Raw genomic sequence first — 25,019 nt, 5'->3', positions numbered from 1 at the left:
GATCTTGATCGTTCGTTAGCCTTTCATGCGGATAATGAGTGTGTGAACGAAACAGGAGGCAGACCATGACCAACCTGCCCGAGCGGGAAGCCGACGGATCGGAACGCCGCGTTGCGCCGCGAGTCCGCACGCTGAAGCGCGCGAAAATCCTGTTCAACAACCACTACTCGACCTTCGATTGCATCGTCCGCAACATATCCTCGACCGGCGCGCTGCTCACCATCGACGAGGCGGCGCATCTGCCGAAGGTCTTCGACATCATCATCGGGGAAGAAAAGGTCGAGCGGCCGGCGCGTCTCGTCTACCGCCGGGGCATGCTGGCGGGCATTCGTTTTCTCGACGTCGTGTCCGAAGACGACGAGCAGGCCGCGCATTTTCCCCTGGTACCGGCCGTGGCGGCATCGCCGCTGGCCGACAGCGCCAGTCCGGGGCACGTCCACCGCATTGTTCCCGAGACTCTCCCTAGGGCCATCGTCTGGAACATGCCCTGGGCCGGCCGGCGGGGCTGACGCCCACTCGCCTTTATTGAAGCTTCTCGTCGCCTTTTCTGGGCCACCCGTCGACGCACGTAGGCTGGCCGTTCGGCGTTTTCCGCACCCCGTTTCGTGATCGTATCGGCCGGCCGAATTGATCACTCTGCCTTGCATTCACCAGAGGAATGGTCATGTTGCCCTGCAGCATGAAGCCATCGAACGGTTCGTCGTGGACCGTGCGTCGAGCGGCATACCGGACCAGCGGAGGCGCCTTATGCAGGCGGCGGTCCCCATTTGCTTCGGAGCGCGGTGTGTCCAGGCGGACGCAATGGCGGCTCGTATTTTTCAATTCCGGGGGCTTCTCTGACGGGCCGGTTCGCCCGATCGCAGGAGGCCCGGAGACGGCAATGAGAAAGGCGGAGCGATGCTTCTACGCGTCCTGTCCCGCATCGGTCTGTTCGCGGCCGTCCTGATCGCGGGCGGGTGCGCCGCCCGCTACAGCTTCAACGCGGTCGAGGTGGCCAAGACCGCCCTTCTCGGCATGGACCAGAAGGACATCCGCATGTGCGCCGGCTTTCCGAACCGCAGCTTCACCGAAGACGGCGTGACGATCTGGAGCTATGACGGGCCGTCGCGCTCCGGCGGCATCAACGTGTCGGCGCCGGTGCTGTTCGGCGCCGCCAATACCAATGTTTCCTTGCCGGGCGGCGGCAATTGCCGGGTGCAGATGCGGTTCATCGACGGCCGTCTCGACCGCCTGGCTTATTCCGGCGACAATGACGGTCCGCGGGGGCGTAATACGGTGTGCACGCCGGTCGTCGAAGGTTGCCTCGACTATGCCCAGAACTACCGCAAGGGCCGCCTCTATGGCCGCCCGTCGTCAGCGACCGCGCCGATGCCCCCCCTGCCGACGGCCCCGGATCAGATCAAGACCGGTAGCATCCCGACAACGGCAACCGGAAGCTCCGAAGCAGCAACGCCTGCAACGGCAGTGAAAGAGCCCGCACCGGTCGACCCCGCCGTCGCCCGTGCCTTGCGCGACGAACAGGACGTCCGCGGCAACTGACGGCGGCATCAGAGAGGCAGGCGGTGTCCTCCTGAGCCGTTCGTGCCGTTCCACAAGGTCTGGTCGGTCATTGCCAGGGTTAACGACGTCGTTAAAGCAGCAAACCTTCCATGACAAATTAGCAACAACTGTTCCACGTCAGTGCAAGACGCGGCCTCTCCGCTCTTGATTTAAACAAGACTGCTATTGTCACCTTCATCGTCAGGTCTGCCCTCGTCGAAGCCACAGAACGCATCCACAGTGCTGCGGCACAAGGGTTTGGCGTTCCCCGGTCAGAAAGAACGGGGGTCGATCTCTTACGCGCCGATCATCAGCCATGCAGTCCGCGCATTGGAGAGCTTGGCTGCCTGCATGTCCCCGGCGCTTGTCCTTGTCGTTGATTTATTTTATTTAATTTTCATCTGCAGACAAAGACAAACGCCGACGGCGAACCGCTGCTGATTTGCAATTTTCAGGCAGAATTCTCGATGCGCGCCACCGAAACGGTTGCGCGTAGCGTTGTGATCTTGCCTGCAAGTGTGCGAGTCATGTCGTTTGATCTTTGCTGCCGATCTTACTGATATACTGGGGGGAAAGATCAATGCTGAGCCTTGTATCGCAGACGATGGTAGGGCGGCGTATTTTGATTATCGAGGATGAAGTCGAGCCCGCGGCGGCGTTGCGGCGATCGATCATGGCTGAATCGGGCGTGGCGCTCGGGCCGGTCCCCGATATTGAAGAAGCACTTCGCTACATTCATTCGACCGGTCAGGTCGATTGCGTCATGCTCGATACGCGTCTTGCCGTTACGGTCGTCGGCACCGTCAACGACGTTTTTCTTTGTTACGGCATCGAGACCATCTTCGTGACGGGTCATGACGACTGGTTCGACGGAGATGCGGACGACTTTTACGCGCCGGCGCAGGAGCGATCGAGTGCCTATTAGGGCATGCTCGATGGGATGGATTTACCCAACCGAGGAAATCTGTTTCAGCTTCAGCAGGAGATTTCCCTAAGCATCTTTTCCGATGCAAGGCGCTCTCGGGCACGCAGAATCCGCCGGCCCCGAGACCATTGGCGCGAACTGACGGACAGGGCAGGGCGTCGGCGTGAAGCCTGAACGCACCCTTCCGGCGCGAGACGAGCCGCAAGAGGCTCTACGGCGTTAAAGAGCCGACGGCGAGGGCATCCTGAGCCGGACGCTGGGGCGTCAGCAAGGTGAACAGGCGGGCGTTCAGCAAGGCGACTTCCGAATGCATGGCGTCAACGAGCGAGCCGTCGAGCGCCGAATGCAGTTCACGGTCGATCGACTCCAGCATGATCCGCAGGCGGACCTGCATTTCCGCTCCGGATGCCGTGATCACTACCACCATCGCATTGGGATCGGTCGTATCCTCGACCCGCATCGCCAGATGCTGCTGGACCAGACGGGAGAGCAGCTTGGCGGCGGTGTCCGGCCGTATGTTGAGCTTGGCAGCCAACTGGTCGGGCGACATGGGCCGTGACCGCTCGAACGCCAGCAGAACTTCTTCCTGGCCGATCTGCAGTCCAAGCGCGGACAAGTTGATCGCCATCATCGAGCGGATCATCTTGGCTGTCGTCAGCAAAGCCGGAATGATCGTGTCGTGGAGATCGTTGGCGCGGTTTGCTGGAGCGATCATCGCTTACGTCCTTGCCCGGCGCAGTTAACGATAGCTAAATAATGACACGAATCCTTGCGCGGTCAAGATGCACTGAGTTCGTCGATATGCCCGTTATCAAGGCAAACCCGACTTGAACGCTGCAATCGTTGCTGTCATTCCCACCGACAGACTTGTGGGACGGCGGTTGCAGGGAACGACGCCGCCTTGATGCGATCGGCATTGAATGGTTGAAGCACGCGTCGCCGAATGCGGAATGCCCGATGAAACTGCCTGATCCCGACCAGAACGAACTCTTCGCCCTCGACCAGATCGCCGGTGCCAGCCGACCGGCCCTACGCGCGGAAAAGGTCCAGGCAAAAGTCGCCGGACGAGCGGCGCTCCCGCGAATCGACGCCGACGAGGCGATGGCAGAGAGGCTCGCCAAGACCGGGCGCTACCGCATCCTCCGGCAATTGCTGCCGCGTCCGGCCATGGCGGCCTGGCCGCAACCTGGCGACGGGACACGGGTCGGCATCATCCTCGATACCGAGACGACCGGGCTCGATCACGGCAAGGACGAGATCATCGAACTCGGCATGGTCGCCTTCCTGTACGACGAGGCCGGTATCGGCGGGGTGATCGACGTCTTCAGCGCCTTGCACCAGCCGAGCCAGCCGATCTCGGCGGAGATCACCCGCATCACCGGCATCACCGACGAGATGGTGGCGGGGCAGGCGCTCGACCTCGAAGCGGTCGCCGCCTTCGTTGCACCCGCCGACCTCGTGATCGCGCACAATGCCCGCTTCGACCGGCCGTTCTGCGAACGCTTCCTGCCGGGTTTCGATGCCAAGCCGTGGGCATGCTCGGTGGCGGAGGTCGGCTGGGCGGGTTTCGGTTTCGAGGGAACGAAGCTCGGCTATCTCGTCTCCCAGGGCGGCTGGTTCCACAACGGTCACCGCGCGGTCGACGACTGCCATGCCCTGCTCGAGGTCTTGGCGGCGCAGCTGCCCGGCCGCGACGACACCGCGTTCGCCCATCTCCTCGCCTCGTCGCAGCGCCTCCGCGCGCGGATCTGGGCGGAAAACAGCCCGTTCCACACCAAGGACCTTTTGAAGGGACGCGGCTATCGCTGGAGCGACGGCAGCAACGGACAGCTGAAGAGCTGGTGGACCGAGGTGGACGAGGATTTGCACGCGGCCGAGATCCTGTTTCTGCAGCAGGAAATCTACCAGGGCCGCGCCGAGCCCTTCGTGCAGTGGCTGACGGCGACGGAGCGCTTCAAGCGCTGATGCCGGAAGACGACGCCGGCAACGGCGGCAGAGTGGCGACCGTCTGTCGCAAAACTATGGTTCCCATCCGCATCGCCTTGCCGTCCTCGGCCGCTTGGCGGTAGAAGCGGCGACATTCGTCCTTTGAAATTCCGAAGCGGGATGCGCTCGGCATCCCGGCTCTTCGACATGCCCGCGAGGTTTCCGATGCCCGTCTATCGTTCCCGCACCACCACCCATGGCCGCAACATGGCCGGCGCCCGCGGCCTGTGGCGCGCCACCGGCATGAAGGACGGCGATTTCGGCAAGCCGATCATCGCGGTCGTCAACTCGTTCACGCAGTTCGTGCCCGGCCACGTCCACCTGAAGGACCTCGGCCAGCTCGTCGCCCGCGAGATCGAGGCGGCCGGCGGTGTCGCCAAGGAGTTCAACACCATCGCCGTCGACGACGGCATCGCGATGGGCCATGACGGCATGCTCTACTCGCTGCCCTCGCGCGAGCTGATCGCAGACAGCGTCGAGTACATGATCAACGCGCACTGCGCCGACGCCATGGTCTGCATCTCCAACTGCGACAAGATCACGCCGGGCATGCTGATGGCGGCGCTGCGCCTCAACATCCCCGTCGTCTTCGTCTCGGGCGGCCCGATGGAGGCCGGCAAGGTGATCTGGCCTGACAAGACCGAGAAGAAGCTCGACCTCGTCGACGCGATGGTCGCCGCCGCCGACGAGCGGATCTCGGACGAGGACGTCGCGACCATCGAGCGCTCGGCCTGCCCGACCTGCGGCTCGTGCTCCGGCATGTTCACCGCCAACTCGATGAACTGTCTGACCGAGGCGCTCGGCCTCTCGCTGCCGGGCAACGGCTCTACGCTGGCGACGCACGGCGACCGGCGCCGCCTGTTCGTCGAGGCCGGCCACCTCATCGTCGATCTCGCCAAGCGCCATTACGAGCAGGACGACATGAGCGTGCTGCCGCGGGCGATTGCGAGCTTCGAGGCCTTCGAGAACGCGATGACGCTCGACATCGCCATGGGCGGCTCGACCAATACGGTGCTGCATCTCCTCGCCGCCGCGCACGAGGGCGAGGTCGACTTCACCATGGCCGACATCGACCGCCTGTCGCGCCGCGTGCCGGTCTTGTGCAAGGTCGCGCCGGCGGTGGCCAATGTCCACATGGAGGACGTCCACCGCGCCGGCGGCGTGCTCGCTATCCTCGGCGAGCTCGACCGGGCCGGGCTGATCCACACCGATGTCGGCTCGGTGCATGCCGAGAGCCTCGGCGCCGCGCTGGACCGCTGGGACGTGATGCGCACCGACAGCCGGACGGTGCACGACTTCTTCCGCGCGGCGCCCGGCGGCGTGCCGACGCAGGTCGCCTTCAGCCAGGAGCGGCGGTTCGATGCGGTCGACAGCGACCGCGCCACCGGCGTCATCCGCGATCTCGCCCACGCCTATTCCACCGATGGCGGCCTTGCCGTGCTCTACGGCAATCTCGCGGAGGACGGCTGCATCGTGAAGACAGCCGGCGTCGACGCCTCGATCCTGACCTTCAAGGGGCCTGCGCGCATCTTCGAGAGCCAGGACTCCTCGGTGCAGGCGATTCTCGGCAACAAGATCAAGGCCGGCGACATCGTGCTGATCCGCTATGAGGGGCCGCGCGGCGGGCCGGGCATGCAGGAAATGCTCTATCCCACGAGCTATCTGAAGTCGAAGGGCCTCGGCAAGGACTGCGCCCTCATCACCGACGGCCGCTTCTCCGGCGGCTCGTCGGGCCTCTCCATCGGCCACGTGTCGCCGGAAGCGGCCGAAGGCGGAATGATCGGCATCGTGGAAGAGGGCGACATCATCGAGATCGACATCCCGAACCGCCGGATCCACCTCGCCGTCGACGACAGCGTGCTGGCCGAGCGCCGGCTGGCGCAGGCGGAGAAGGGCTATGTGCCGGCCGAGGTGCGCAAGCGCAAGGTCACGACGGCGCTGAAGGCCTATGCGAAGTTTGCGACCAGCGCCGCCCGTGGCGCGGTGCGTCAGCTCGACTGACGCCACCAACGAACCGACTGCACATTATAAAAATGGCCGGCAGAGCATTTCGCTCTCCGGCCATTCTAGTTTGAGAGGAGGGGCGAGGCGCCCGCGCTATTTCGCGCGAACGCTCGCCTCGAGCACCGGCGCGCCCGGCAGGGTGGCCGAGCCGGTCGCGGCGTCCGTCGGCAAGGTCGCGGGTCCGGCCGAGAGGCGGCGGGCATAGCGCTGAGCGATGGTGGCGCACGCGAACAGCTGGATCTGGTGGAACAGCATCAGCGGCAGCACGATGACCGACATCGCCTGCCCGGGGAATAGGATGCCGGCCATCGGGATGCCGGTCGCCATGCTCTTCTTCGAGCCGCAGAAGACGATGGCGATCTCGTCCTCCTTGGAAAAGCCGAGCTTGCGGCTGGCCACGGTCGTCGCCACCAGCACGATGGCGAGGAGCACGATGTCGATTCCGGCGATGATCGCGAGTTCCTGCCAGCCGAGCAGCCCCCAGACGCCGGCGACCATGCCCTCGCTGAACGCGGCATAGACGACGATCAGCACCGAGCCGCGGTCGACGATTGAGGTCAGCGTCTTGTGGCGCAGCAGCCAGGCGCCGATCAGCGGCCGCACGAGCTGTCCGGCCACGAACGGCGCGAGCAGTTGCAGTGCGATCTTTTCGAGCGCGTCGAGGCTGAGCACGTTCTGCTGGCTGCTGGCCAGCAAGACGATCAGGATCGGCGTGACGATCATGCCGAGGAGGTTGCTGACCGAGGCGCTGGTGAGCGCGGCCGGCACGTTGCCGCCGGCCATCGAGGTGAAGGCGATCGACGACTGCACGGTCGAGGGCAGCACGGAAAGGAAGATGATGCCGAGCAGCAGCTCCTGCGGCAGGAACGGCGCGGCGAGGGCGGCGGCGCCAAGGCCGAGCAGCGGGAACAGGATAAACGTCGAGGAGAAGACGAGCCCCTGGAGGCGCCAGTGCAGCAAGCCTGCCCAGACCGCCTTCGGCGACAGCCTGGCACCGTAGAGGAAGAACAGGAAGGCGATTGCGCCGTAGGTGATCCAATCCAGCGCTTCCGCCGCCTGGCCGCGGGCCGGAATGACGGCGGCAAGGACCACTGTCAGGATGAGCAGCAGCAGGAAGCGGTCGAGGGGAATGCGGTCGAGAAGGGATTTAAGGCGCATGGGTCCGTTCGTCTCATTGCATAACCGCAGGAGCGATACGCCTCGGGGCACACCGGGGCAATGCCGCCCCGCGCGTTTGCCGCTTACCCTTTGTTACGATTCCGCTATGCGCCTCTCGTCTTCGGATTATATTCGCCCTGAGAAGGATCATCCTTCGGGAGGGCTGACGTGAATTTCAGGGCAACAGTGCTGTCTCTTGGGCTGGCGGTCGTGGCGCTCGCCGGGTGCGAGACGGTGAACGACGGATATTACGAGGGGCCGCGGGGCTATGATCGCCCCAATGTCTACCGGGTCGAGCCGGACTACCGCTACTCCGATCGCCGCATCCCGCCACCCTACTACCGCGATGGCTCTTACCGCGATGGCTATGGGCGTCCTGGCCGGGATCGCTACGACCGCTACGACCGGCGCGACGATCGCCGCGACAGGGATGACCGCCGCGACCGTGACCGGGGCGACGGGCGCGATCGGGGAGACCGCGCGGACCGCAGCCCGCCCGGCCGATCGTCGCCGGCGACCGTCCGGATCCAGGAGCCGCTGCCGCGCCAAGCCGCCAGTGCCCCGCAGCGTCCTCCGCGCGGCTACACGCCGCCGGTGCGCAATTCCGAGGGCCGGGAGGATCGGCAAGGTGGTAGCCGGACTTGCCGGATCATCGAGGGCCAGCCGGTGGGCGCGGGCTGCCAGTAAGGCGCCATCCGTCGACAATGATGCAGGAGGGCGCTCTGCCCTTCTGCCCGTCAAAGTCTATCTTCGATGGGGTGCATGCACCCCATCGAAGATGCTCCGGCAGACCTGATCCGAAGGTGCTGGGCGAGGCGGGGCGGGCGCTATCCCGCCTTTGGCCAGACCGTCCATCCCTTGCAGGAGGCCGCGGCGGCGCAAGTGGCTCCTGGTTATTCCGTCGTCGCGTCGCCGAGGGCGAGAGCATTGCCCCGACGATCGGGAGCAATCGACCAGCAGCCCTGTCATCGACGCAACATTGGAGAGCGTTCTGGTGCATCCTGTCGCGAGCAGGGTACCTTGAAACCTGCAGCACGATCGGAGCGACCGGTGTATGACATCTTCAAGATGCTTCACGTGCTGGGCGTCGTCGTCCTCCTCGGCAACGTGACCATCACTGCCTTCTGGAAGGTCCTGGCAGACATGAGCCGGAACCCCGTGGTGATCGCGCACGCGCAGCGCGGTGTCGCCGTTGCGGACTGGCTTTTCACCTTAGTGGGAATTCTTCTCATTCTCGGGGGTGGGATCGGAACGGCCCGTGTCGCTGAGATGCCGCTTCTTGGCGCCGATTGGCTGATCGCCGGCGAGGCACTGTTCGGCCTGTCCGGTCTCATCTGGCTCTTGGTGCTCGTGCCCCTGCAGATCCGCCAGGGGCGGATGGCGCGCAGCTTTGCCGGCGGCGGCGATATCCCGGAGCGCTACTTCAGGGACTCCCGGGCATGGCTGATCTGGGGCATCATCGCCACGGTCCCGCTGGTGGCGGCGCTCTACGTCATGATCGCCAAGCCCTGACATTTTGCTGCGACGGAGAGTTGGTCACGATTGCAGGCTGGCGGCTGGAAAACGGCGGCGAAGGGCGTAAGTGTTGGGTATTAACGACCTCGCGAGCGCGTATGACCCTGTCATCCTTCCTGGCCCTTTGCTTCTTCATTCTCCTGTCGCTTGCCGTCGCGAGCTCCGGCGCGATCTTCCGGCCGGGCGAATGGTATGCGCGCCTGGCCAAGCCCGACTGGACGCCGCCGAACTGGGCGTTTCCCGTGGTCTGGAGCATCCTTTTCCTGCTGATGGCCGTCTCCGGCTGGCTGGTCTGGCGGCAGGTTGGCGCCGACGTCGCGGTGTTCACGCCCTTTGCGGTACAGATGGTGTTGAACGCCATGTGGTCCTGGCTGTTCTTCGGTCGGCGCCGGCCCGATCTGGCCCTCGTCGACCTTGCGGCTCTCTGGCTCGGCATTGCCGCGACGATCGCAAGCTTTGCTTCCGTCAGCGCCATGGCGGCGTGGATGCTCGCGCCGTATCTCGTGTGGGTCAGCATTGCCGGCTGCCTCAACTGGTCGGTCTGGCGCCGCAATCCAGGCGCCTTCGGCGCCGCCTGAGCCTCAGGGCCGAAGCCTTGCAATGACGTCGGCGACGTGGGCAAGCCCGCCGAGCGACAGCCAGAGCGCCACTGACGGCAGGCCGCCGCCCGAGAGCGATGCGTTGAGGGCGAGGATCAGGAACAGTCCCGACAGACCGTTGGCGATGACGGCCACGGCGGGTCGCCGGGCGATGAGGACGAGGCAGAGCGCCTCCACGAGAAGAATGCCGCTCGCGATGAAGGCGATGTTGCCGTCCCGGAAAAGCGCCTCGAGGTCGGACGGGCTCATTCGGCGATCAATCGGAAGACGTGCCCCATGTCCTTGAGGAACACGCGCAGATAGGCCATCGGCTCAGCGCGGACGAGAGTCTTGTCGAGATAGGATGTCCAGACCAGGCGCTGGATGTCGGCATCGCCGCACAAGGCGGCAAAGCGTTCGCGCCGCGGGTCGCTGCGGTACCAGAAGGACTGCATGAATCCGAGGACCAGGAACACCTTCCCGTGCTCGCGCATGAACCGGCGGCGGGCCTGCGCCAGGGCACCGGCTTTCGCGGTCGAGAGAAAGGCGTGCGCCGCCTCCGCTGCGAGCTGGCCACCCCGCATGGCGTAGTAGATGCCCTCGCCTGAAGCGGGGGCGACGACGCCGGCGGCATCGCCGGCGAGGAGCGCGTCGCGGCCGTTGTCCCAGCGCTTCAAAGGCTTCAGGGGCAAAGGCGCCCCCTCCCGGCGAAGGGTCGGCTGTCCCGCAAGGCCTGCCGCCTCGCGCAAAGCACGCGTTGCTTGCCGAAGGTCGAAGCCCTTGACGGCGCTGCCGACGCCGACGCTCGTCGTTTCGCCATGCGGGAAAACCCAGCCATAGAAGTCCGGCGAGAGGCGCGAGGGGTAGTGGATGTCGCAGCGCTGGGGATCGAACCCTGTGGTGGCAGAGGCGGCGGCCAGCGGCGAGCGGACGATCTCGTGATAGGCGAAGACGAAGGGCGGCTTCTTCTCCTCGTTGAACAAAGCGCGCCGCACGCGGGAGCCTGCCCCGTCCGCGCCGATGACGAGGCGGGCCGAGACACGGACCGGGGTGCCGTCCTGTCGCATCAGCGACAGGTCCAGCCCGCCCCCGGCGGCGCGCTCGGCCGACCGGAACGTCGCGGTCAGTCGCTCGGCACCGGCCGCGGCGGCGCGGTTGCGCAGGAACGGGTCGAAAGCCTCGCGGTCGACCATGCCGACGAAACCGCTGTCGATCCGCATGTCGATGGCGGCGGTGGAAGGGGCGATGATGCGGGCCGAGCGGATCCGCGCCGTCAGGAGCGCGGGCGGAATGGCGAAATCGCGGATCAGGCGGGTGGGAATGGCGCCGCCGCAGGGCTTGATCCGGCCGGCGCGGTCGACGAGCAGCACCCGCCGGCCGCCGCGTGCCAGCGTTTCGGCGGCCGTCGCGCCGGCCGGCCCGCCGCCGACGACAACGACGTCGTAGGCCGGGCTCACGGAATGGCCATGGCGCGCAGCGCGAAGGCCGACACCATCATCCCGAGGACGAAGAGCGTCGTGCCGGTGGCATTGTACCAGGCGGCATGGCGCAGCGGATTGCCGAGGAGGCGCGGCATCAAGAAGGTCTGCCCGGCGAGGAGGAAAGTGACAATCAGGGCGGCGACGTCGAACTGCCAGCGCAGGAGGAGCACGATCACCACCAGCTGGGGCACCGCCATGACCGCACAGGCGAGCCGTGCCGCCGCGTCGACCCCGAGGCGTGCCGGCAGGCTGGCCAGCCCCATCTGCCGGTCTCCCTCGACGGATTTGAAGTCGTTGAGCGTCATGATGCCATGGGCGCCGAGGCTGTACAGCACGGCGATCGCCACCGTCGGCCAGCCGGGAAATCCGCCCGATGCCGCGGCGGCCGCGGTGAACCAGGGCAGCCCCTCGTAACAGAGCCCGACCGCGAACGGTCCCACCCAGCCGCTGCGCTTCAACCGCAAGGGCGGGGCGCTGTAGATCCAGGCGAGCACCAGGCTGAGCACGGCGGCGCCGAGCACGAACGGACCGAGGAGGGCGCCCACCACCAGCGAGAGGGCGGTGTTGGCGATGGCGACCCAGAGGCCCCACTGGCCCGGCATGCGGCCGGAGGGAATGACGCGGCCGGGTTCGTTGATCGCGTCGACCTCGCGGTCGAACCAGTCGTTCACCGCCTGGCTTGTACCGCACACCAGCGGGCCGGCCAGGAGAATGCCGCCGGCCACATAGACCCAGCGCTCGCCGAGCTCCGCGCCGGAGGAGACGGTGCCGCAGGCATAAGCCCACATCGGCGCGAACCAGGTGATCGGCTTCAGCAATTCGAGCACGGCCGCAGCCTTGGGTAGGCCTTGCCGCTGACCCAAAGCGAAGGGCTCGAACATTCGCAGGCTCCCAGTCGGTTCAAGATGCGACGTCAATCAAGGTTGACATCGTCACGTCGTCGTTCCGAGAATTTCTTAGGGGCCGTCTGGCGGCTCGCCATCGGAAATTCCGAAGCGCTTGAGCTTTAGGTAGAGGCTCTGCCGGCTGAGCCCGAGCATGTCCGCGGCCGAGGCGCGGTTGTTCTCGGTCAGCCTCAGGGCCGCCTCGATGCACAGCTTTTCGATGATGTCGGCGGTATCGCGCACGAGGCTCTTGAGCGGCACGCGCCCGACGAGTTCGGTGAGGTGCGTCGTCGTGCCGACCGGGTGTCCGATCCCCGCCCGGCGTCCTTCCGGAATTTCGCGGATGGAGAAGCCGTATAGCGGGCCGTCGCGGGCGGCGATCGTTGCGGCGGAGACTTCGACGGGCTGGCTGGTGCCGAGTGCATCACGCACGACGGAGGAGAAGCGGCGGATCGTGCCGTGCTCGCGCAGGTTCGCCATCAGCACCTGCAGATCTACCCGCGAGCCGCCCAGCCAGGTATCGAGCGGCTTGCCTTCGATCCGGTCGGTGCTGATGACCCGGACAAGGTCCAGAAAGGCGGGGTTCGCCTGCACGATATTGCCGTGCTGGTCGACGATGACGACGCCCTCCGGCAATTTCTCGGCGACCGAGCCCATGTGGTTGTCCGCCGCGGGGCGGGCATCGTCGTCGCCGAAATCCTCGCTGCTCAGGCGGACGAGGAGGATGGTGCGCCCGAGTTCGCGGAACGGCGTGACCGCCGCGCTCATCTCCCGGCCGCCGGCCGCGAGCCGGGCGCGGAACATCTCGGCGTGACCGCTGGCCCCGCGCAGCGCCTCGGTCGCCCGGGCCTGGTCCTCGCGGTGGAAGACGGAAGCGGCGGAGAGGCCGACGATGGCGTCGGCCGGCTTGCCGAGAAGTCTGGCAGCGCCCTCATTGGCATCGAGAATCTTCAGGCTCTGCGCGTCGACGACGACCAGCGGCTCGACGGCCAGATGGAAGAGCACGCGGTAGCGCGTCTCGATGTCGCGCAGTTTGCGATAGTCCTTCTCCATTGCGGCGTAGGCGGCCGCCAGCCGCTGCTGCATCTCGGCCATTGCCCTGAGGTCGCTGCCGAAAGCGATGCGGTAGGGCGAGCCGGCGAAGGACACGACGCGATAGCCGACCGGAAGATCCGCACCGGTCCTGCCGGGGTGATTGACTTGGCGCGAGCGGGTCGGCGACGTCCCGACGGCATCGGACAGCAGTTCCTCGATCTTGTCGCGGCTCTCGGGCGTCACCGTCTCGCGCCAGGGCAAGCCGACCCAGTCGTCGATACCCCATTCGGCGAGTTCAGGGTCGCGATAGGCGACATCGAGAACGTCGCCTTCCCAGGACAGGATAACGGAAACGTCCGAATTGACCGTCGTCAATGCCGCAAGGGCGTCGGCGCTCAGGCCGGCAAAGACACGGTCATGGGATCGGAAGGAGCGGGACACCGCACAGGACACACGCTGGTCGTCGATGATGGCCGGGTCCTTTCGCTAGCAGTGCAACACAGCGCGTCCGTCCGCAATCGCGGCGGCTTGCCGGGTTGCCATGGCGACATCGGTGGGGACGAGATCGAAGCCCGCGGCGAAGATTGCGGCGGGGTGGCTGGCGGCAAGGCACCCACCGGCCATCAGCGCGACCGAGGGGTTGCGCGAGCGCTGCTTCAGGGCGGTGACGAAGTTCCTCAACCCTGCAAGATCGTGCTCGGTGCCGATGGAGAGGCCGATGATCCGGTAGGGGTGTCGGGCCACAAGGTCCAGCACCTCCGACGCGGTATCGCCGCCCTCCACCAGCCAGCCGTCACGGCGAAAGGCGTCCTCCGCCACGCAAAGGCCGAAACCGTGCTGGTTGCCGGGCGCCGGGGCGAGGAGCATCCGGCGCCGGGGATCATAGCGACCGGAGGGCGGCGCCGAGAGGCAAGCCTCGCGGAAAAGGCAGGTCAGCTTTGATACCGCCATGGTCACCCGCAGGAAATCCGTCAGGTCCGCCGACCAGTGTTCGCCCGTCAGGCGGGCGGCGGGGCCAAGCAGCATGCGCGCGAGATCCTGTGGGCTGCCGCTGTCGCCAGCCGCCCACGCGACCAGTCGATGGCAGGTTTCGTCCTCGGCGCGATAGAGGGCCTGGACGAGATCGGCGATGCGCCGGGCCTCCCGCGACCGGAGCCGCTCGAGCGAGGTCGGAGTTGGCTGATGGGACACGGGCCCGTGAATATCCCGCCATTTCGCAGCGAGGCTCTCGATCCTAGCGCTTGCCGGCGCCCATGCCTCGGACGACAGCGCCGTTCGGTCCGATGCCGCCTCGCCGCTGCCGGCGGCAGGCGGCGCGGGGCGGCGGGGCGGGGTCGCCGGACCGTCGCCTCCGGTGCCCAGTCGACGCCGCGGTCGATGCGGATCGTCTCCCGGCTGGCCGGAAGCTTCCGCCGAAATCCTCGTCGCGTACCCCATGCCTGGCGTCTCCCCGACCTTTGCCCGTCCCGATGTCCGCACAGCCGGCTCGCCTTTCGAAAACGCCGAAAGGATCTCCGCAGTGCCGGCTCCCCTCTCCAAGGAACCGCTGAGCCAGTGATTCATACGATGCAAGCGACCACGACACCAGCCCGTCAGCACCCAAAAGTGTAAATATTGTTTTACGTCATTTTGGATTGACAACAACATTTTGGCGGCGATAGGCTCGAGACAATGCAGGTGGAAGTGGTAGGGATGGGGGAGGTGGTTGACGATGACGTTGCACAGCCAGACGTCCCACCGCGACGCTCAGAAGCACGCTAAGCCTCTTCGGCCGCAGCCGGGACGCGTCAGTCCTGTGAAACCAGCAAAGCCGTTCAAGCCTCTTTACACACCGGAGCAAAGGCTTCGTCGCGATGCGTCGCGCTGGACCCTCGTCCAGGGCGTTCTCGCACCGCTGCAGTTCCTTGTCTGCCTCGTCAGTGTCGGGCTGATCCTCCGGTACCTCGCGACCGGCGAGGGGCTGGCGCTTGCGGCATCCTCGGTCGTCCTCAAGACCATCCTGCTCTACGCCATCATGATCACCGGCTCGATATGGGAGAAGGAGGTCTTCGGCCGCTATCTCTTCGCCGAGGCTTTCTACTGGGAGGACATGGTCAGCATGCTGGTGCTGGCCCTCCACACCGCCTACCTCGCCGCTTGGTTCGGCGGCTGGCTCGCGCACCGTCCGCTGATGGTGCTCGCGCTCTGCTCCTACGCCAGCTACGCCGTCAATGCCGCGCAGTTCGTCCTGAAGCTGAGGGCGGCCCGGCTGTCGGCGGCTTCTCCCACCCTCTCCGAGCTGGAGCCGGCGCTGTGAGCGGCGACGGCGTGGCCTCGGGCCTCGCGCCGACCGGCTCGGTGTCGGTCAGGCCGCTGCGCGAGCGCGGCCAGCACGAGGTGTTCTGCGGACTGACCTCGATCATGTGGCTGCACCGCAAGATGCAGGATGCCTTCTTCCTGGTGGTCGGCTCGCGTACCTGCGCCCACCTGCTGCAGTCGGCCGCCGGAGTGATGATCTTCGCCGAGCCGCGCTTCGCCACCGCCATCATCGAGGAGCGGGATCTCGCGGGCATGGCCGACATGCATGCCGAGCTTGACACGGTGGTTGCCCGGTTGCTGGCGCGCCGGCCCGAAATCCGGATGCTCGTCCTCGTCGGCTCCTGTCCGTCCGAGGTGATCAAGCTGGATCTCGCCAAGGCGGCCGAGCGGCTCAGCGCGCGGCACGGGCCGGCGGTCCGCTTCCTCAACTATTCAGGCAGCGGCATCGAGACGACCTTCACGCAGGGCGAGGACAATTTTCTGGCGGCGCTGGCCCGGGACCTTCCCGCCGAGCCCGCCGGCGCGAGGCCGTCGCTGCTGGTCGCGGGGGCGCTGGCCGACATCGTCGAGGACCAGTTCCGCCGCATCTTCGACGCCTTGGGAATCGGGCCCGTCGCCTTCCTGCCGTCGCGCTCGTCCACCACCTTGCCGCCGATCGGCCCCGAAACCCGGCTCCTTCTGGCGCAGCCGTTCCTCGGCGCTGCCGCGCTCGCGCTGGAAGCGCGCGGTGCGCAGCTGCTGCCGGCGCCGTTCCCGCTCGGCGGGGAAGGCACCACGGCCTGGCTGCGTGCGGCGGCCGATGCTTTCGGTGTCGACCCCGGCCGCTTCGAGGCGATTACCGGACCCGGCCGCGACAGGGGCGCGCAGGCGGTGTCGCGCCATCGGGCTGTTCTCGAAGGCAAGCGCCTCTTCTTCTTCCCGGACTCTCAGACCGAGCCGGCGCTGGCGCGGTTCCTTCACCGCGAGCTCGGCTGCGAGATCGTCGAGATCGGCACGCCTTTCCTCCACCGCCGGCATCTGGCCGCCGAGTTCGCTCTGCTGCCTGACAGCGTGTTCGTCAGCGAGGGGCAGGATGTCGATCGGCAACTGGAACGTTGCCGCACAGCGCGGCCGGATCTCGTCGTCTGCGGTCTGGGCCTTGCCAACCCGCTGGAGGCCGAGGGTTTTGCGACGAAGTGGTCGATCGAGCTGAGCTTCACGCCGATCCAAGGCTACGAGCAGGCGGGAGACCTTGCCGAGCTGTTCTGCCGGCCTTTCGCGCGGCGCGAAAGATTGAAGGTGAGGGTCTGATGCAGCTCACCGTCTGGACCTATGAAGGGCCTCCCCATGTCGGCGCGATGCGGATCGCCGCCTCGATGCGCGGGGTGCACTACGTGCTGCACGCGCCGCAGGGCGATACCTATGCCGACCTGCTGTTCACGATGATCGAGCGGCGGGACACCCGGCCGCCGGTGACCTACACCACCTTCCAGGCGCGCGATCTCGGCAGCGACACGGCCGAGATCTTCAAGACCGCGTGCCGCGAGGCTGTCGAGCGGTTCCGGCCCGACGTCGTCCTCGTCGGTGCCTCCTGCACGGCCGAACTGATCCAGGATAACCCCGGCGGTCTCGCCGCGGCGCTGGCGCTGGACATTCCGGTCATCGCGCTGGAGCTGCCCTCCTATCAGAAGAAGGAGAACTGGGGCGCCTCCGAGACCTTCTACCGCCTGGTCCGGAATTTTGCGCCGGCTCCATCTGGCTTGGTCGCGCCACGGCCGCCCGGCCGCGTCTGCAACATCCTCGGCCCGACGGCGCTCGGCTTCCGGCACCGCGACGACATCGTCGAGGTGCGCAGGCTGGTCGAACGCATGGGGATCACCGTCAACGTCGTCGCGCCGCTCGGCGCCAGCGTCGACGATCTGGCGCGGCTGCCTGCGGCGGACTTCAACATCGTCCTCTATCCCGAGATCGCCGCGGTCGCTGCCGGCTGGCTGGAGCGCGCGCACGGCCAGCAGGCGGTGACGCTGCCGCCGATCGGCACGCTCGCCACCGAGGATTTTCTCACCGCCGTCGCCGACGCTGCGGGGCTCGATGCGTCGGCGCGACCGGCGCCGGTCTCCCGCCTGCCTTGGTACAGCCGGTCGGTGGATTCGACCTATCTCACCGGCAAGCGGGTCTTCATCTTCGGCGACGCGACGCACGCGATCGCTGCCGCACGCATCGCCGCCGACGAGCTCGGCTTCACCGTCTGCGGCCTCGGCAGCTACTCCCGCGAGTTCGCGCGGGAGGTGCGCGCCACTGCCGCAAGCCATGGCCTCGAGGCCCTGGTGACCGACGACCATCTGGCCGTCGAGGATGCGATCGTCGCCGCGCAGCCGGAACTGGTGCTGGGCACGCAGATGGAACGCCATGTCGCCAAGCGGCTGAGAATTCCCTGCGCGGTGATCTCGGCGCCGGTGCACGTGCAGGACTTTCCGGCCCGCTACTCGCCGCAGATGGGGGAGGAAGGCGCCAACGTCATCTTCGACGCCTTCGTCCACCCGCTGATGATGGGGCTGGAGGAGCATCTCCTGCAGATGTTCCGCGAGGATTTCGAGTTCAACGACAGCGTCGCTCCCTCGCACCTGCCGGCGACGGACAGCCTGGCGCCGCCGGTAGGCGAGACCACCACCACCCCGCCGCGTGAAGGACCGGACGGACCGCAGCTATGGGCTGACGAGGCCGAGCGGGAATTGAGGAAGATCCCCTTCTTCGTCAGGGGGAAGGCACGGCGCAACACCGAGCGCTTTGCCGCCGAAAAGGGACTGGCGACCATCACCGTCGAGGCTTTGTACGATGCGAAAGCTTACTACAGTCGCTGAGGCGACCCCGCTGCGCGTCGTCGTCGTGACGATGGACACGCACCTCGCCAGCGCAACAGACCGCGCGCGGTCCGAACTCGTTCGGGAGATGCCGGGGCTTTCCCTCGCACTGCACGCGGCGACGGAATGGGCCGGCGATGCGACGGCGCTGGCGCGCTGCCGGGCAGACATCGCCCGCGCCGACGTCATCCTCTGCGCCATGCTGTTCATGGAAGCGCACTACGCCGAGATCCTGCCCGACCTGACGGCGCGGGCGGCCGACTGCGACGCCATCGTCAGCATCATGTCCGACGGCCCGGTGATGCGGCTGACCCGGCTTGGGCGCTTCCGCATGGACTCACCGCAAGGCGGGGCGCTGTCCTTCCTGAAGCGCCTGAAGGGCAGCGGCAAGGATCGGACCGCCAGCGCCGGCGCCAAGCAGATGAAGATGCTGAAGCGCATCCCGCAGATCCTGCGCTTCATTCCTGGTACCGCGCAGGACGTGCGGGCCTATTTCCTGACGCTGCAATACTGGCTCGCCGGCTCCGACGAGAACATGGCCAATCTCGTCCGGGCGCTGGTGGACCGCTATGCCGCAGGCCCGCGCCTCGCGCTGCGCGGCGCGCTCGCCGTCGGGGCGCCGGTGACCTATCCCGAGGTCGGCGTCTACCATCCCCGCATGCCCGGCCGGATCGCCGCCCGGGCGGAAGCGCTGCCGGCGGAGGGGCGCAAGGGCACGGTCGGGATTCTCGGCCTGCGCTCCTACATGCTGGCCGGCAATGCCGATCACTATGACGGCGTGATCCGGGCGCTGGAGGCCCGGGGCCTTTCCGTTATCCCGGCCTTCTCCAGCGGCCTTGATGCGCGGCCGGCGATCGAGGCGTTTTTTCTTAAGGACGGGCGCCCGGCGATCGACGCGCTGGTCTCGCTCACCGGGTTCTCGCTGGTGGGGGGGCCTGCCTACAACGATGCCCGGGCGGCGGAGGACGTGCTCGCCCAACTCGACGTGCCCTATCTGGCGGCGCATCCAGCGGAACTGCAGACACTGGAGCAATGGGGCGCTTCCGAACGCGGGCTGATGCCGGTGGAGTCCACGATCATGGTGGCGATCCCCGAGCTCGACGGGGCCACCGGGCCGATCGTGTTCGGCGGCCGCTCGGATCATGCGGGCCGGCCTTGCACCGGCTGCCAGCGCGGCTGCCGGTTCCAGCCAGGCGAGGCCAGCCGCGACATGCATGCCTGCCCCGAGCGCGCGGACATGCTGGCGGCGCGGATCGAAAAGCTTGTCGCGCTCCGGCGCACGGAGCGGGCAAACCGCCGCGTCGCCATCGTCCTGTTCAACTTCCCGCCGAATGCCGGCAATGCCGGGACCGCGGCCTATCTCTCGGTCTTCGCCTCCCTGCATGCCACGCTGACGGCCATGCGGCGCGCCGGCTATTCGGTCGAGGTGCCGGCGAGCGTCGATGCGCTGCGCATCAAGATCGTCGATGGCAACCGCGAACGTTTCGGTGCCCCGGCCAACGTGCACCTGCGCATGCCGGTCGACACGCATGTCCGGCGTGAGCGCTGGCTATCCGAGATCGAGGCGCAATGGGGGCCGGCGCCGGGTCGCCAGCAGAGCGACGGGTCCTCGATCTTCGTGCTCGGCGCCGAGTTCGGCAATGTCTTCGTCGGCATCCAGCCGGCCTTCGGCTACGAGGGCGATCCGATGCGCCTTCTGTTCGAGAAGGGGTTTTCGCCGACGCATGCCTTCTCGGCCTTCTACCGCTATGTCCGCGAGGATTTCGCGGCCCATGCCGTGCTGCATTTCGGTACCCATGGGGCGCTGGAGTTCATGCCGGGCAAGCAGTCCGGGCTTTCTGCCCGCGACTGGCCGGACCGGCTGATCGGCGACCTGCCGAACCTCTATCTCTACGCTGCCAACAACCCTTCCGAGGGCGCCATCGCCAAGCGGCGTGCGGGCGCGACGCTGATCAGCTACCTGACGCCGCCGATCGCCCATGCCGGGCTCTACCGCGGGCTTATCGATTTGAAGGCCTCGCTGGAGCGGTGGCGGAGCGTGGCACCGGACGCCATGCACGAGCGCGCGGATCTCGCCGTCCTGATCCAGGCGCAGGCAGCAGCGCTCGACCTCGCCGAGGCGGAACCGGCCTTTGCCGATGCGGCGGAGGAGCGGGTTCAGCGGCTCGGCCGGGCCATCCTCGATCTCGAATACACGCTGATCCCGCACGGCCTGCACGTCGTCGGCACGGCTTCCTCCGCGACCGAAAGGGCGGAGATGATGCTGGCGGCCGCCGATGCCGGGCATGGCCTGGTGCTGGAGCGATCGATCGCCGACGCGATCGTCGCTGGTGCGACGCCGGAAGCCGCACTTGGCCAAGCCGGGCGGACCGCGGATGAGGCGTTGCTCGCGGCGCTGCGCGCGCTTGCGGCGACCGACCGACTGCTCGCCGCCGACCACGAGATCCCGGCGCTGCTGCACGCCCTCGACGGCGGCTTCATCCGCCCGGTCACCGGCGGCGACGTTTTGCGAACGCCGTCGATCCTGCCAACCGGGCGCAACCTCCACGGCTTCGATCCCTTCCGCATTCCCAGCGCCTTCGCCATGGCCGACGGCGCGCGGCAGGCGCAGCGGCTCCTCGACCGGCATGTCGAGGACAGCGGCGCGCTGCCGGAAACGGTCGCCGTTGTGCTCTGGGGCACCGACAACCTGAAGAGCGAGGGCGGGCCCATCGCCCAGGCGCTGGCGCTGATCGGCGCCCGGCCGCGGTTCGACAGCTATGGCCGCATCGCCGGCGCGACGTTGGTGCCGCTTTTAGAGCTTGGCCGGCCGCGCATCGACGTCATCGCCACCCTGTCCGGCATTTTTCGCGACCTCCTACCGCTGCAGATCAAGCTTCTCGCTGAAGCGGCTTTCATGGCCGCCGCGGCCGACGAGCCGGAGGAGATGAACTTCATCCGCCGCCATGCGCTCGCCCACATGGCAGAGACCGGCTGCGATCTCGAGACCGCGGCGCTGAGAGTCTTCGGCAATGCCGAGGGCGCCTATGGCTCCAACGTCAACCACCTCATCGAGAACGGCGGCTGGGACGACGAGGACGAATTGGCCGAGACCTATTCGCGGCGCAAGGGCTTCGCCTACGGACGAACGGGCACCGCCTCGCAGCAGGGCCGGCTCTTGAACAGCGTTCTGTCCGGCGTCGACCTCGCCTATCAGAACCTCGATTCGGTCGAGCTCGGGGTCACCACCGTTGACCATTACTTCGATACGCTCGGCGGCATCAGCCGGCTGGTGCGGCGCGCCAAGGGCGAGGCGGCGCCGGTCTATATCGGCGACCAGACCCGCGGCGAGGGCGTCGTGCGCTCGCTGTCGGAGCAGGTGGCGATCGAGACGCGCACCCGCATGCTCAACCCGAAATGGTACGAGGGCATGCTCGGCCATGGCTATGAAGGCGTGCGGCAGATCGAGGAGCACGTGCGCAACACCATGGGCTGGTCGGCGACGACCGGCGCTGTGCAGCCTTGGGTCTACCGCCAGCTGACCGAGACCTTCGTGCTCGATCCGGCGATGCGGGAGCGGCTGTCGGCGCTCAATCCGACGGCGTCTGCGAAGATGGCCAACCGGCTGATCGAGGCGCACGAGCGCCACTACTGGACGCCCGATCCCGCCATGCTGGAGGCGCTGCGCCTTGCCGGGGAAGAACTGGAAGACCGGGTCGAAGGCATAGGGGTCGCCGCATGAACGTGTTCACCCATCCCCGCGTCGCCCGCGACGCAGCCGTTGCCGCAGAACATCTGGACGGGGAGGGCAGCGTCCAGGTGATGCTCGACCCTTCCGTCGAGATCGGCGCCGCGAAAGTTTTCGCGATCTACGGCAAGGGCGGCATCGGCAAGTCGACGACCTCCTCGAACCTTTCGGTCGCCTTCTCCAAGCTCGGCAAGCGGGTGCTCCAGATCGGCTGCGACCCCAAGCACGACAGCACCTTCACCCTCACCAAGTCGCTGATCCCGACCGTTATCGACATTCTCGAAGGCGTCGATTTCCACACCGAGGAGCTGCGCGCCGAAGATTTCGTGTTCGAGGGCTATAACGGCGTGCGCTGCGTCGAGGCGGGCGGGCCGCCGGCCGGCACGGGCTGCGGCGGCTACGTCGTCGGCCAGACGGTGAAGCTTTTGAAAGAGCACCACCTTCTCGAGGATACCGACGTCGTCATCTTCGACGTCCTCGGCGACGTCGTCTGCGGCGGGTTCGCCGCGCCGCTGCAGCATGCCGAGCGGGCGCTGGTGGTGGCCGCCAACGACTTCGACTCGATCTTCGCCATGAACCGCATCGTCGCGGCGATCCGCGCCAAATCGAAGAACTACAATGTGCGGCTCGCCGGCGTCATCGCCAACCGCTCGCGCGAGACCGACCAGATCGACCGCTACAACGCGGCGATCGGCCTGAAGCGGCTGGCGCATTTCGGCGACGTCGACGCCGTCCGCCGCAGCCGCCTGAAGAAATCGACGCTGTTCGAGATGGAGGCGACGCCCGAAGTCGCCGCCGTCTGCGCCGAATACATGCAGCTGGCGGAGCACCTCTGGAGCGGCACGGAGGAACTCGACGCGCAGCCGATGAAGGACCGCGAGATCTTCGATTTCCTGGGGTTCGACTGATGGAAACCACGTACGAACGCCGCCGCGGCGAGATCCAGACCTATTTTGACCGCACCGCGCTCGATGCCTGGAAGCGGTTTGCCACCGGCGCCCCGCTCGGCCGGATCCGCGCGACGGTGCGGGAAGGACGCGCGCGGATGCGGGCGCAGATGCTCGCCGCGCTGCCGATCGATCTGACGGGCTGGCGCATCCTCGATGCCGGTTGCGGCGCTGGCGCGATGTCGGCGGCGCTGGCTGGTCGCGGCGCCGATGTGCTGGGCGTCGACCTCTCGCCCGAGCTCATCCGTTTCGCCGCTGAAACACTGCCGGCCGATCTCGGCACTGGCGGCGTGCGGTTTGTCGCCGGCGACATGCTGTCGCCCGAGTATGGCGAGTTCGACGCCGTGATGGCGATGGACTCGCTGATCCACTACCAGGAAGAGGACGCCGCGATCGCCATCGCCTCTTTGGCGGCGCGCACACGGCGCCAGCTCGTCGTCACCTTCGCACCCCGCACCCCGGCGCTGGCGGCGATGCACGCCGTCGGCACGCTGTTTCCCCGCGCCAACAAGGCGCCGGCCATCGTTCCGGTTCGGCCGGAAGCGTTGCGGCAAAGGCTCGGCAGCATGCCGGCGTTTGAGGGCTGGACGATCGGGGCGTCGCAGCGGATCTCGCACGGCTTCTACACCTCGCAGTCCCTGGAGCTGTCGCGATGACGGGGCGCCTGACCAGCCTGTCGGCGGGGTGGCGGAAGGTCGGCACCCGGTTCCTGCCGTTCGCCGACGCCGCCAGCGCGGAATTGCCGCTCGGCCGTCTGGTGCGCCTGTCGCTGTTCCAGGTCTCGGCGGGCATGGCCATGGTGCTGCTGACGGGAACCCTCAACCGGGTGATGATCGTCGAACTCGGCGTTCCGGCCTCGGTCGTCTCGCTGATGATCGCGCTGCCGATCGTCTTCGCGCCGGCGCGGGCGCTGATCGGCCATCGGTCCGACACCTATCGCTCGTTCCTCGGCTGGCGGCGGGTGCCGTTCATCTGGTTCGGGACCATGCTGCAGTTCGGCGGCTTCGCGATCATGCCCTTCGCGCTGCTGGTGTTGACCGGGGGGGGGCAACTGCACGTGCCGTTCGCCGGCGAGGCGGGGGCGGCTCTCGCTTTCCTGCTGGTCGGGGCGGGCCTCCACACCATGCAGACCGCCGGCCTGGCGCTGGCCTGCGATCTGGCACCGCCCGAAACCCGTCCGCGCGTGGTGGCGCTGCTCTACCTCATGCTGCTGGTCGGCATGCTGGTCAGTGCGCTGATCTTCTCCGAGATCCTGTCAAACTTCAGCCATCTCCGGCTCATTCAGGTGATCCAGGGCGCGGCGGTCGCGACTATGGCGCTGAACCTTGTGGCCCTGTGGAAGCAGGAAGGCCGCAACACCGCCCGCACCGCGCCCGATCGGCCGCGGCCGAGCTTTCGCGAGGCGTGGACGCTGTTCTCCGGCGTCGCGCGCACCCGCCGGCTGCTGGTTGCGGCCGGGCTTGGCACCGCCGGGTTTGCCATGCAGGACGTGCTGCTCGAGCCCTATGGTGGCCAGGTGCTGCATCTCGGCGTCGGGGCGACGACCGCGCTGACAGCTCTTCTCGCCTGGGGAACAATCGTCGGCCTCGGCCTCTCCGCCAAGGCGCTCGGCGCCGGCTTCGACGCCTGCCGTCTGGCCGCGATCGGCGTGCTGATCGGCATTCCGGCCTTCGCCTGCATCCTGTTCTCCGGCCCGCTGGAATCAGTCGCGACCTTCCGGCTCGGCACTGTCCTGATCGGCTTCGGCGGCGGCCTCTACGCCGTCGGCATGCTGACGGCGGTGATGGAGTTGGCCGCTGGCAGCGGGGCCGAGAACGGCATCGCCCTCGGCGCCTGGGGCGCGGTCCAGGCGACCGCCATGGGGCTCGCCGTGGGAACCGGCGGAGCGGTGCGCGATCTCGTCTCGCACCTGTCGGCGAACGGCCATCTCGGTCCGCTCTTCGCCGACCAGAGCGTCGCCTATGGCATCGTCTATCAGATTGAAATTGTTCTGCTCTTCGCAACGCTGATCGTGATCGGGCCGCTTGTCCGCTACGTCACGAACGAAGAGCGCCATGGCGGTTTCGGCCTCGCCGAAATGCCGGTCTAGGGATCAAGGGAGG

Annotated in this window: 22 protein-coding genes; 15 read left to right on the top strand and 7 right to left on the bottom strand. The window is 67.1% G+C overall.

Annotation, left to right across the window (positions count from 1 at the left end; all coding sequences use genetic code 11):
- The first annotated feature begins 65 nt into the window (after window positions 1–65).
- The 3 genes from ACZLZY_RS05570 to ACZLZY_RS05560 all read left to right on the top strand — a co-directional run bounded on the left by ACZLZY_RS05570 (window position 66) and on the right by ACZLZY_RS05560 (window position 2,464).
- Window positions 66–509, top strand: a complete 444-nt coding sequence (locus tag ACZLZY_RS05570) for a PilZ domain-containing protein (RefSeq protein ID WP_472932544.1) — start codon at window positions 66–68, stop codon at window positions 507–509.
- Window positions 510–897: 388 nt separating this feature from the next.
- Window positions 898–1,539, top strand: a complete 642-nt coding sequence (locus tag ACZLZY_RS05565) for a hypothetical protein (RefSeq protein WP_472932542.1) — start codon at window positions 898–900, stop codon at window positions 1,537–1,539.
- 580 nt (window positions 1,540–2,119) lie between these two features.
- Complete coding sequence (locus ACZLZY_RS05560) at window positions 2,120–2,464, top strand: response regulator (RefSeq protein ID WP_472932540.1); 345 nt, start codon at window positions 2,120–2,122, stop codon at window positions 2,462–2,464.
- Window positions 2,465–2,675: 211 nt separating this feature from the next.
- Here the strand turns inward: ACZLZY_RS05560 and ACZLZY_RS05555 are convergent, their stop codons facing one another.
- Entirely contained in the window at window positions 2,676–3,179 is a 504-nt protein-coding gene (locus ACZLZY_RS05555) for a MarR family winged helix-turn-helix transcriptional regulator (RefSeq protein WP_472932538.1), read from the bottom strand.
- A gap of 242 nt (window positions 3,180–3,421) precedes the next feature.
- Between ACZLZY_RS05555 and ACZLZY_RS05550 the strand changes: the two genes are divergently transcribed.
- Together ACZLZY_RS05550 and ilvD are read left to right on the top strand one after the other, a co-directional pair.
- The gene (locus ACZLZY_RS05550; protein WP_472932537.1) at window positions 3,422–4,429 is read left to right on the top strand and encodes a 3'-5' exonuclease; all 1,008 of its coding nucleotides are present in this window, start codon (window positions 3,422–3,424) and stop codon (window positions 4,427–4,429) included.
- A gap of 186 nt (window positions 4,430–4,615) precedes the next feature.
- On the top strand, window positions 4,616–6,451 hold the full coding sequence (gene ilvD / locus ACZLZY_RS05545) for a dihydroxy-acid dehydratase (protein ID WP_472932535.1): 1,836 nt from the start codon (window positions 4,616–4,618) through the stop codon (window positions 6,449–6,451).
- A gap of 96 nt (window positions 6,452–6,547) precedes the next feature.
- Here ilvD and ACZLZY_RS05540 read toward each other — a convergent pair whose 3' ends face one another.
- Entirely contained in the window at window positions 6,548–7,612 is a 1,065-nt protein-coding gene (locus tag ACZLZY_RS05540; RefSeq protein WP_472932533.1) for a bile acid:sodium symporter family protein, read from the bottom strand.
- Between the two features lie 168 nt (window positions 7,613–7,780).
- Between ACZLZY_RS05540 and ACZLZY_RS05535 the strand changes: the two genes are divergently transcribed.
- From ACZLZY_RS05535 to ACZLZY_RS05525, 3 genes are all read left to right on the top strand, one after another.
- The gene (locus ACZLZY_RS05535; protein WP_472932531.1) at window positions 7,781–8,299 is read left to right on the top strand and encodes a hypothetical protein; all 519 of its coding nucleotides are present in this window, start codon (window positions 7,781–7,783) and stop codon (window positions 8,297–8,299) included.
- A gap of 363 nt (window positions 8,300–8,662) precedes the next feature.
- On the top strand, window positions 8,663–9,124 hold the full coding sequence (locus ACZLZY_RS05530; RefSeq protein WP_472932529.1) for a DUF2269 family protein: 462 nt from the start codon (window positions 8,663–8,665) through the stop codon (window positions 9,122–9,124).
- Between the two features lie 101 nt (window positions 9,125–9,225).
- Window positions 9,226–9,705 carry a TspO/MBR family protein gene (locus ACZLZY_RS05525; protein WP_472932528.1) on the top strand — a complete coding sequence of 160 codons (480 nt, stop codon included), beginning with the start codon at window positions 9,226–9,228 and terminating at the stop codon, window positions 9,703–9,705.
- Window positions 9,706–9,708: 3 nt separating this feature from the next.
- Here ACZLZY_RS05525 and ACZLZY_RS05520 read toward each other — a convergent pair whose 3' ends face one another.
- The 5 genes from ACZLZY_RS05520 to ACZLZY_RS05500 all read right to left on the bottom strand — a co-directional run bounded on the left by ACZLZY_RS05520 (window position 9,709) and on the right by ACZLZY_RS05500 (window position 14,296).
- A complete protein-coding gene (locus ACZLZY_RS05520; protein WP_472932526.1) occupies window positions 9,709–9,975 on the bottom strand; it encodes a hypothetical protein in 267 nt (88 codons plus the stop codon).
- Window positions 9,972–11,162, bottom strand: a complete 1,191-nt coding sequence (locus ACZLZY_RS05515) for a geranylgeranyl diphosphate reductase (RefSeq protein WP_472932524.1) — start codon at window positions 11,160–11,162, stop codon at window positions 9,972–9,974. Before ACZLZY_RS05515 ends, ACZLZY_RS05520 begins: the two co-directional genes overlap by 4 nt.
- Window positions 11,159–12,067, bottom strand: coding sequence for a chlorophyll synthase ChlG (gene chlG, locus ACZLZY_RS05510; RefSeq protein ID WP_472932522.1), 909 nt, complete (start codon window positions 12,065–12,067; stop codon window positions 11,159–11,161). Before chlG ends, ACZLZY_RS05515 begins: the two co-directional genes overlap by 4 nt.
- 75 nt (window positions 12,068–12,142) lie before the next feature.
- Window positions 12,143–13,480: a transcriptional regulator PpsR gene (gene ppsR, locus ACZLZY_RS05505; RefSeq protein ID WP_472932520.1), complete on the bottom strand. Its 1,338-nt coding sequence runs from the start codon at window positions 13,478–13,480 to the stop codon at window positions 12,143–12,145.
- Window positions 13,481–13,591: 111 nt separating this feature from the next.
- Window positions 13,592–14,296 (bottom strand): cobalamin B12-binding domain-containing protein, encoded by a 705-nt coding sequence (locus ACZLZY_RS05500; RefSeq protein ID WP_472932519.1) that lies wholly within the window; start codon window positions 14,294–14,296, stop codon window positions 13,592–13,594.
- Window positions 14,297–14,900: 604 nt separating this feature from the next.
- Here ACZLZY_RS05500 and bchF point away from each other — a divergent pair.
- From bchF to ACZLZY_RS05465, 7 genes are read left to right on the top strand one after another with little or no spacing between them, the layout of a single operon-like run.
- On the top strand, window positions 14,901–15,401 hold the full coding sequence (gene bchF / locus ACZLZY_RS05495; RefSeq protein ID WP_472932517.1) for a 2-vinyl bacteriochlorophyllide hydratase: 501 nt from the start codon (window positions 14,901–14,903) through the stop codon (window positions 15,399–15,401).
- An 11-nt stretch (window positions 15,402–15,412) separates the two neighbouring features.
- Entirely contained in the window at window positions 15,413–16,693 is a 1,281-nt protein-coding gene (locus tag ACZLZY_RS05490; RefSeq protein ID WP_472933119.1) for a ferredoxin:protochlorophyllide reductase (ATP-dependent) subunit N, read from the top strand.
- A complete protein-coding gene (gene bchB, locus ACZLZY_RS05485; RefSeq protein WP_472932515.1) occupies window positions 16,693–18,243 on the top strand; it encodes a ferredoxin:protochlorophyllide reductase (ATP-dependent) subunit B in 1,551 nt (516 codons plus the stop codon). The genes ACZLZY_RS05490 and bchB overlap by 1 nt, the downstream gene beginning before the upstream one ends.
- The gene (locus tag ACZLZY_RS05480; RefSeq protein WP_472932513.1) at window positions 18,218–21,964 is read left to right on the top strand and encodes a magnesium chelatase subunit H; all 3,747 of its coding nucleotides are present in this window, start codon (window positions 18,218–18,220) and stop codon (window positions 21,962–21,964) included. The genes bchB and ACZLZY_RS05480 overlap by 26 nt, the downstream gene beginning before the upstream one ends.
- A complete protein-coding gene (gene bchL, locus ACZLZY_RS05475; protein ID WP_472932511.1) occupies window positions 21,961–22,878 on the top strand; it encodes a ferredoxin:protochlorophyllide reductase (ATP-dependent) iron-sulfur ATP-binding protein in 918 nt (305 codons plus the stop codon). Before ACZLZY_RS05480 ends, bchL begins: the two co-directional genes overlap by 4 nt.
- Window positions 22,878–23,573: a magnesium protoporphyrin IX methyltransferase gene (gene bchM / locus ACZLZY_RS05470; protein WP_472932509.1), complete on the top strand. Its 696-nt coding sequence runs from the start codon at window positions 22,878–22,880 to the stop codon at window positions 23,571–23,573. The genes bchL and bchM overlap by 1 nt, the downstream gene beginning before the upstream one ends.
- A complete protein-coding gene (locus tag ACZLZY_RS05465) occupies window positions 23,570–25,006 on the top strand; it encodes a BCD family MFS transporter (protein WP_472932507.1) in 1,437 nt (478 codons plus the stop codon). The genes bchM and ACZLZY_RS05465 overlap by 4 nt, the downstream gene beginning before the upstream one ends.
- Window positions 25,007–25,019 lie beyond the last annotated feature (13 nt).

The organism is Mesocryomonas lacus (assembly GCF_055730135.2).
This window is presented reverse-complemented; position numbering and strand designations above follow the sequence as displayed.

What these genes read in the sequence shown, in the direction of transcription:
- ACZLZY_RS05570 (WP_472932544.1), top strand. Translation starts at nt 66, where the DNA reads ATGACCAACCTGCCCGAGCGGGAAGCCGACGGATCGGAACGCCGCGTT.
- ACZLZY_RS05565 (WP_472932542.1), top strand. Translation starts at nt 898, where the DNA reads ATGCTTCTACGCGTCCTGTCCCGCATCGGTCTGTTCGCGGCCGTCCTG.
- ACZLZY_RS05560 (WP_472932540.1), top strand. Translation starts at nt 2,120, where the DNA reads ATGCTGAGCCTTGTATCGCAGACGATGGTAGGGCGGCGTATTTTGATT.
- ACZLZY_RS05555 (WP_472932538.1), bottom strand. Translation starts at nt 3,179, where the DNA reads ATGATCGCTCCAGCAAACCGCGCCAACGATCTCCACGACACGATCATT.
- ACZLZY_RS05550 (WP_472932537.1), top strand. Translation starts at nt 3,422, where the DNA reads ATGAAACTGCCTGATCCCGACCAGAACGAACTCTTCGCCCTCGACCAG.
- ilvD (WP_472932535.1), top strand. Translation starts at nt 4,616, where the DNA reads ATGCCCGTCTATCGTTCCCGCACCACCACCCATGGCCGCAACATGGCC.
- ACZLZY_RS05540 (WP_472932533.1), bottom strand. Translation starts at nt 7,612, where the DNA reads ATGCGCCTTAAATCCCTTCTCGACCGCATTCCCCTCGACCGCTTCCTG.
- ACZLZY_RS05525 (WP_472932528.1), top strand. Translation starts at nt 9,226, where the DNA reads ATGACCCTGTCATCCTTCCTGGCCCTTTGCTTCTTCATTCTCCTGTCG.
- ACZLZY_RS05520 (WP_472932526.1), bottom strand. Translation starts at nt 9,975, where the DNA reads ATGAGCCCGTCCGACCTCGAGGCGCTTTTCCGGGACGGCAACATCGCC.
- chlG (WP_472932522.1), bottom strand. Translation starts at nt 12,067, where the DNA reads ATGTTCGAGCCCTTCGCTTTGGGTCAGCGGCAAGGCCTACCCAAGGCT.
- bchB (WP_472932515.1), top strand. Translation starts at nt 16,693, where the DNA reads ATGCAGCTCACCGTCTGGACCTATGAAGGGCCTCCCCATGTCGGCGCG.
- ACZLZY_RS05480 (WP_472932513.1), top strand. Translation starts at nt 18,218, where the DNA reads ATGCGAAAGCTTACTACAGTCGCTGAGGCGACCCCGCTGCGCGTCGTC.
- bchL (WP_472932511.1), top strand. Translation starts at nt 21,961, where the DNA reads ATGAACGTGTTCACCCATCCCCGCGTCGCCCGCGACGCAGCCGTTGCC.
- bchM (WP_472932509.1), top strand. Translation starts at nt 22,878, where the DNA reads ATGGAAACCACGTACGAACGCCGCCGCGGCGAGATCCAGACCTATTTT.
- ACZLZY_RS05465 (WP_472932507.1), top strand. Translation starts at nt 23,570, where the DNA reads ATGACGGGGCGCCTGACCAGCCTGTCGGCGGGGTGGCGGAAGGTCGGC.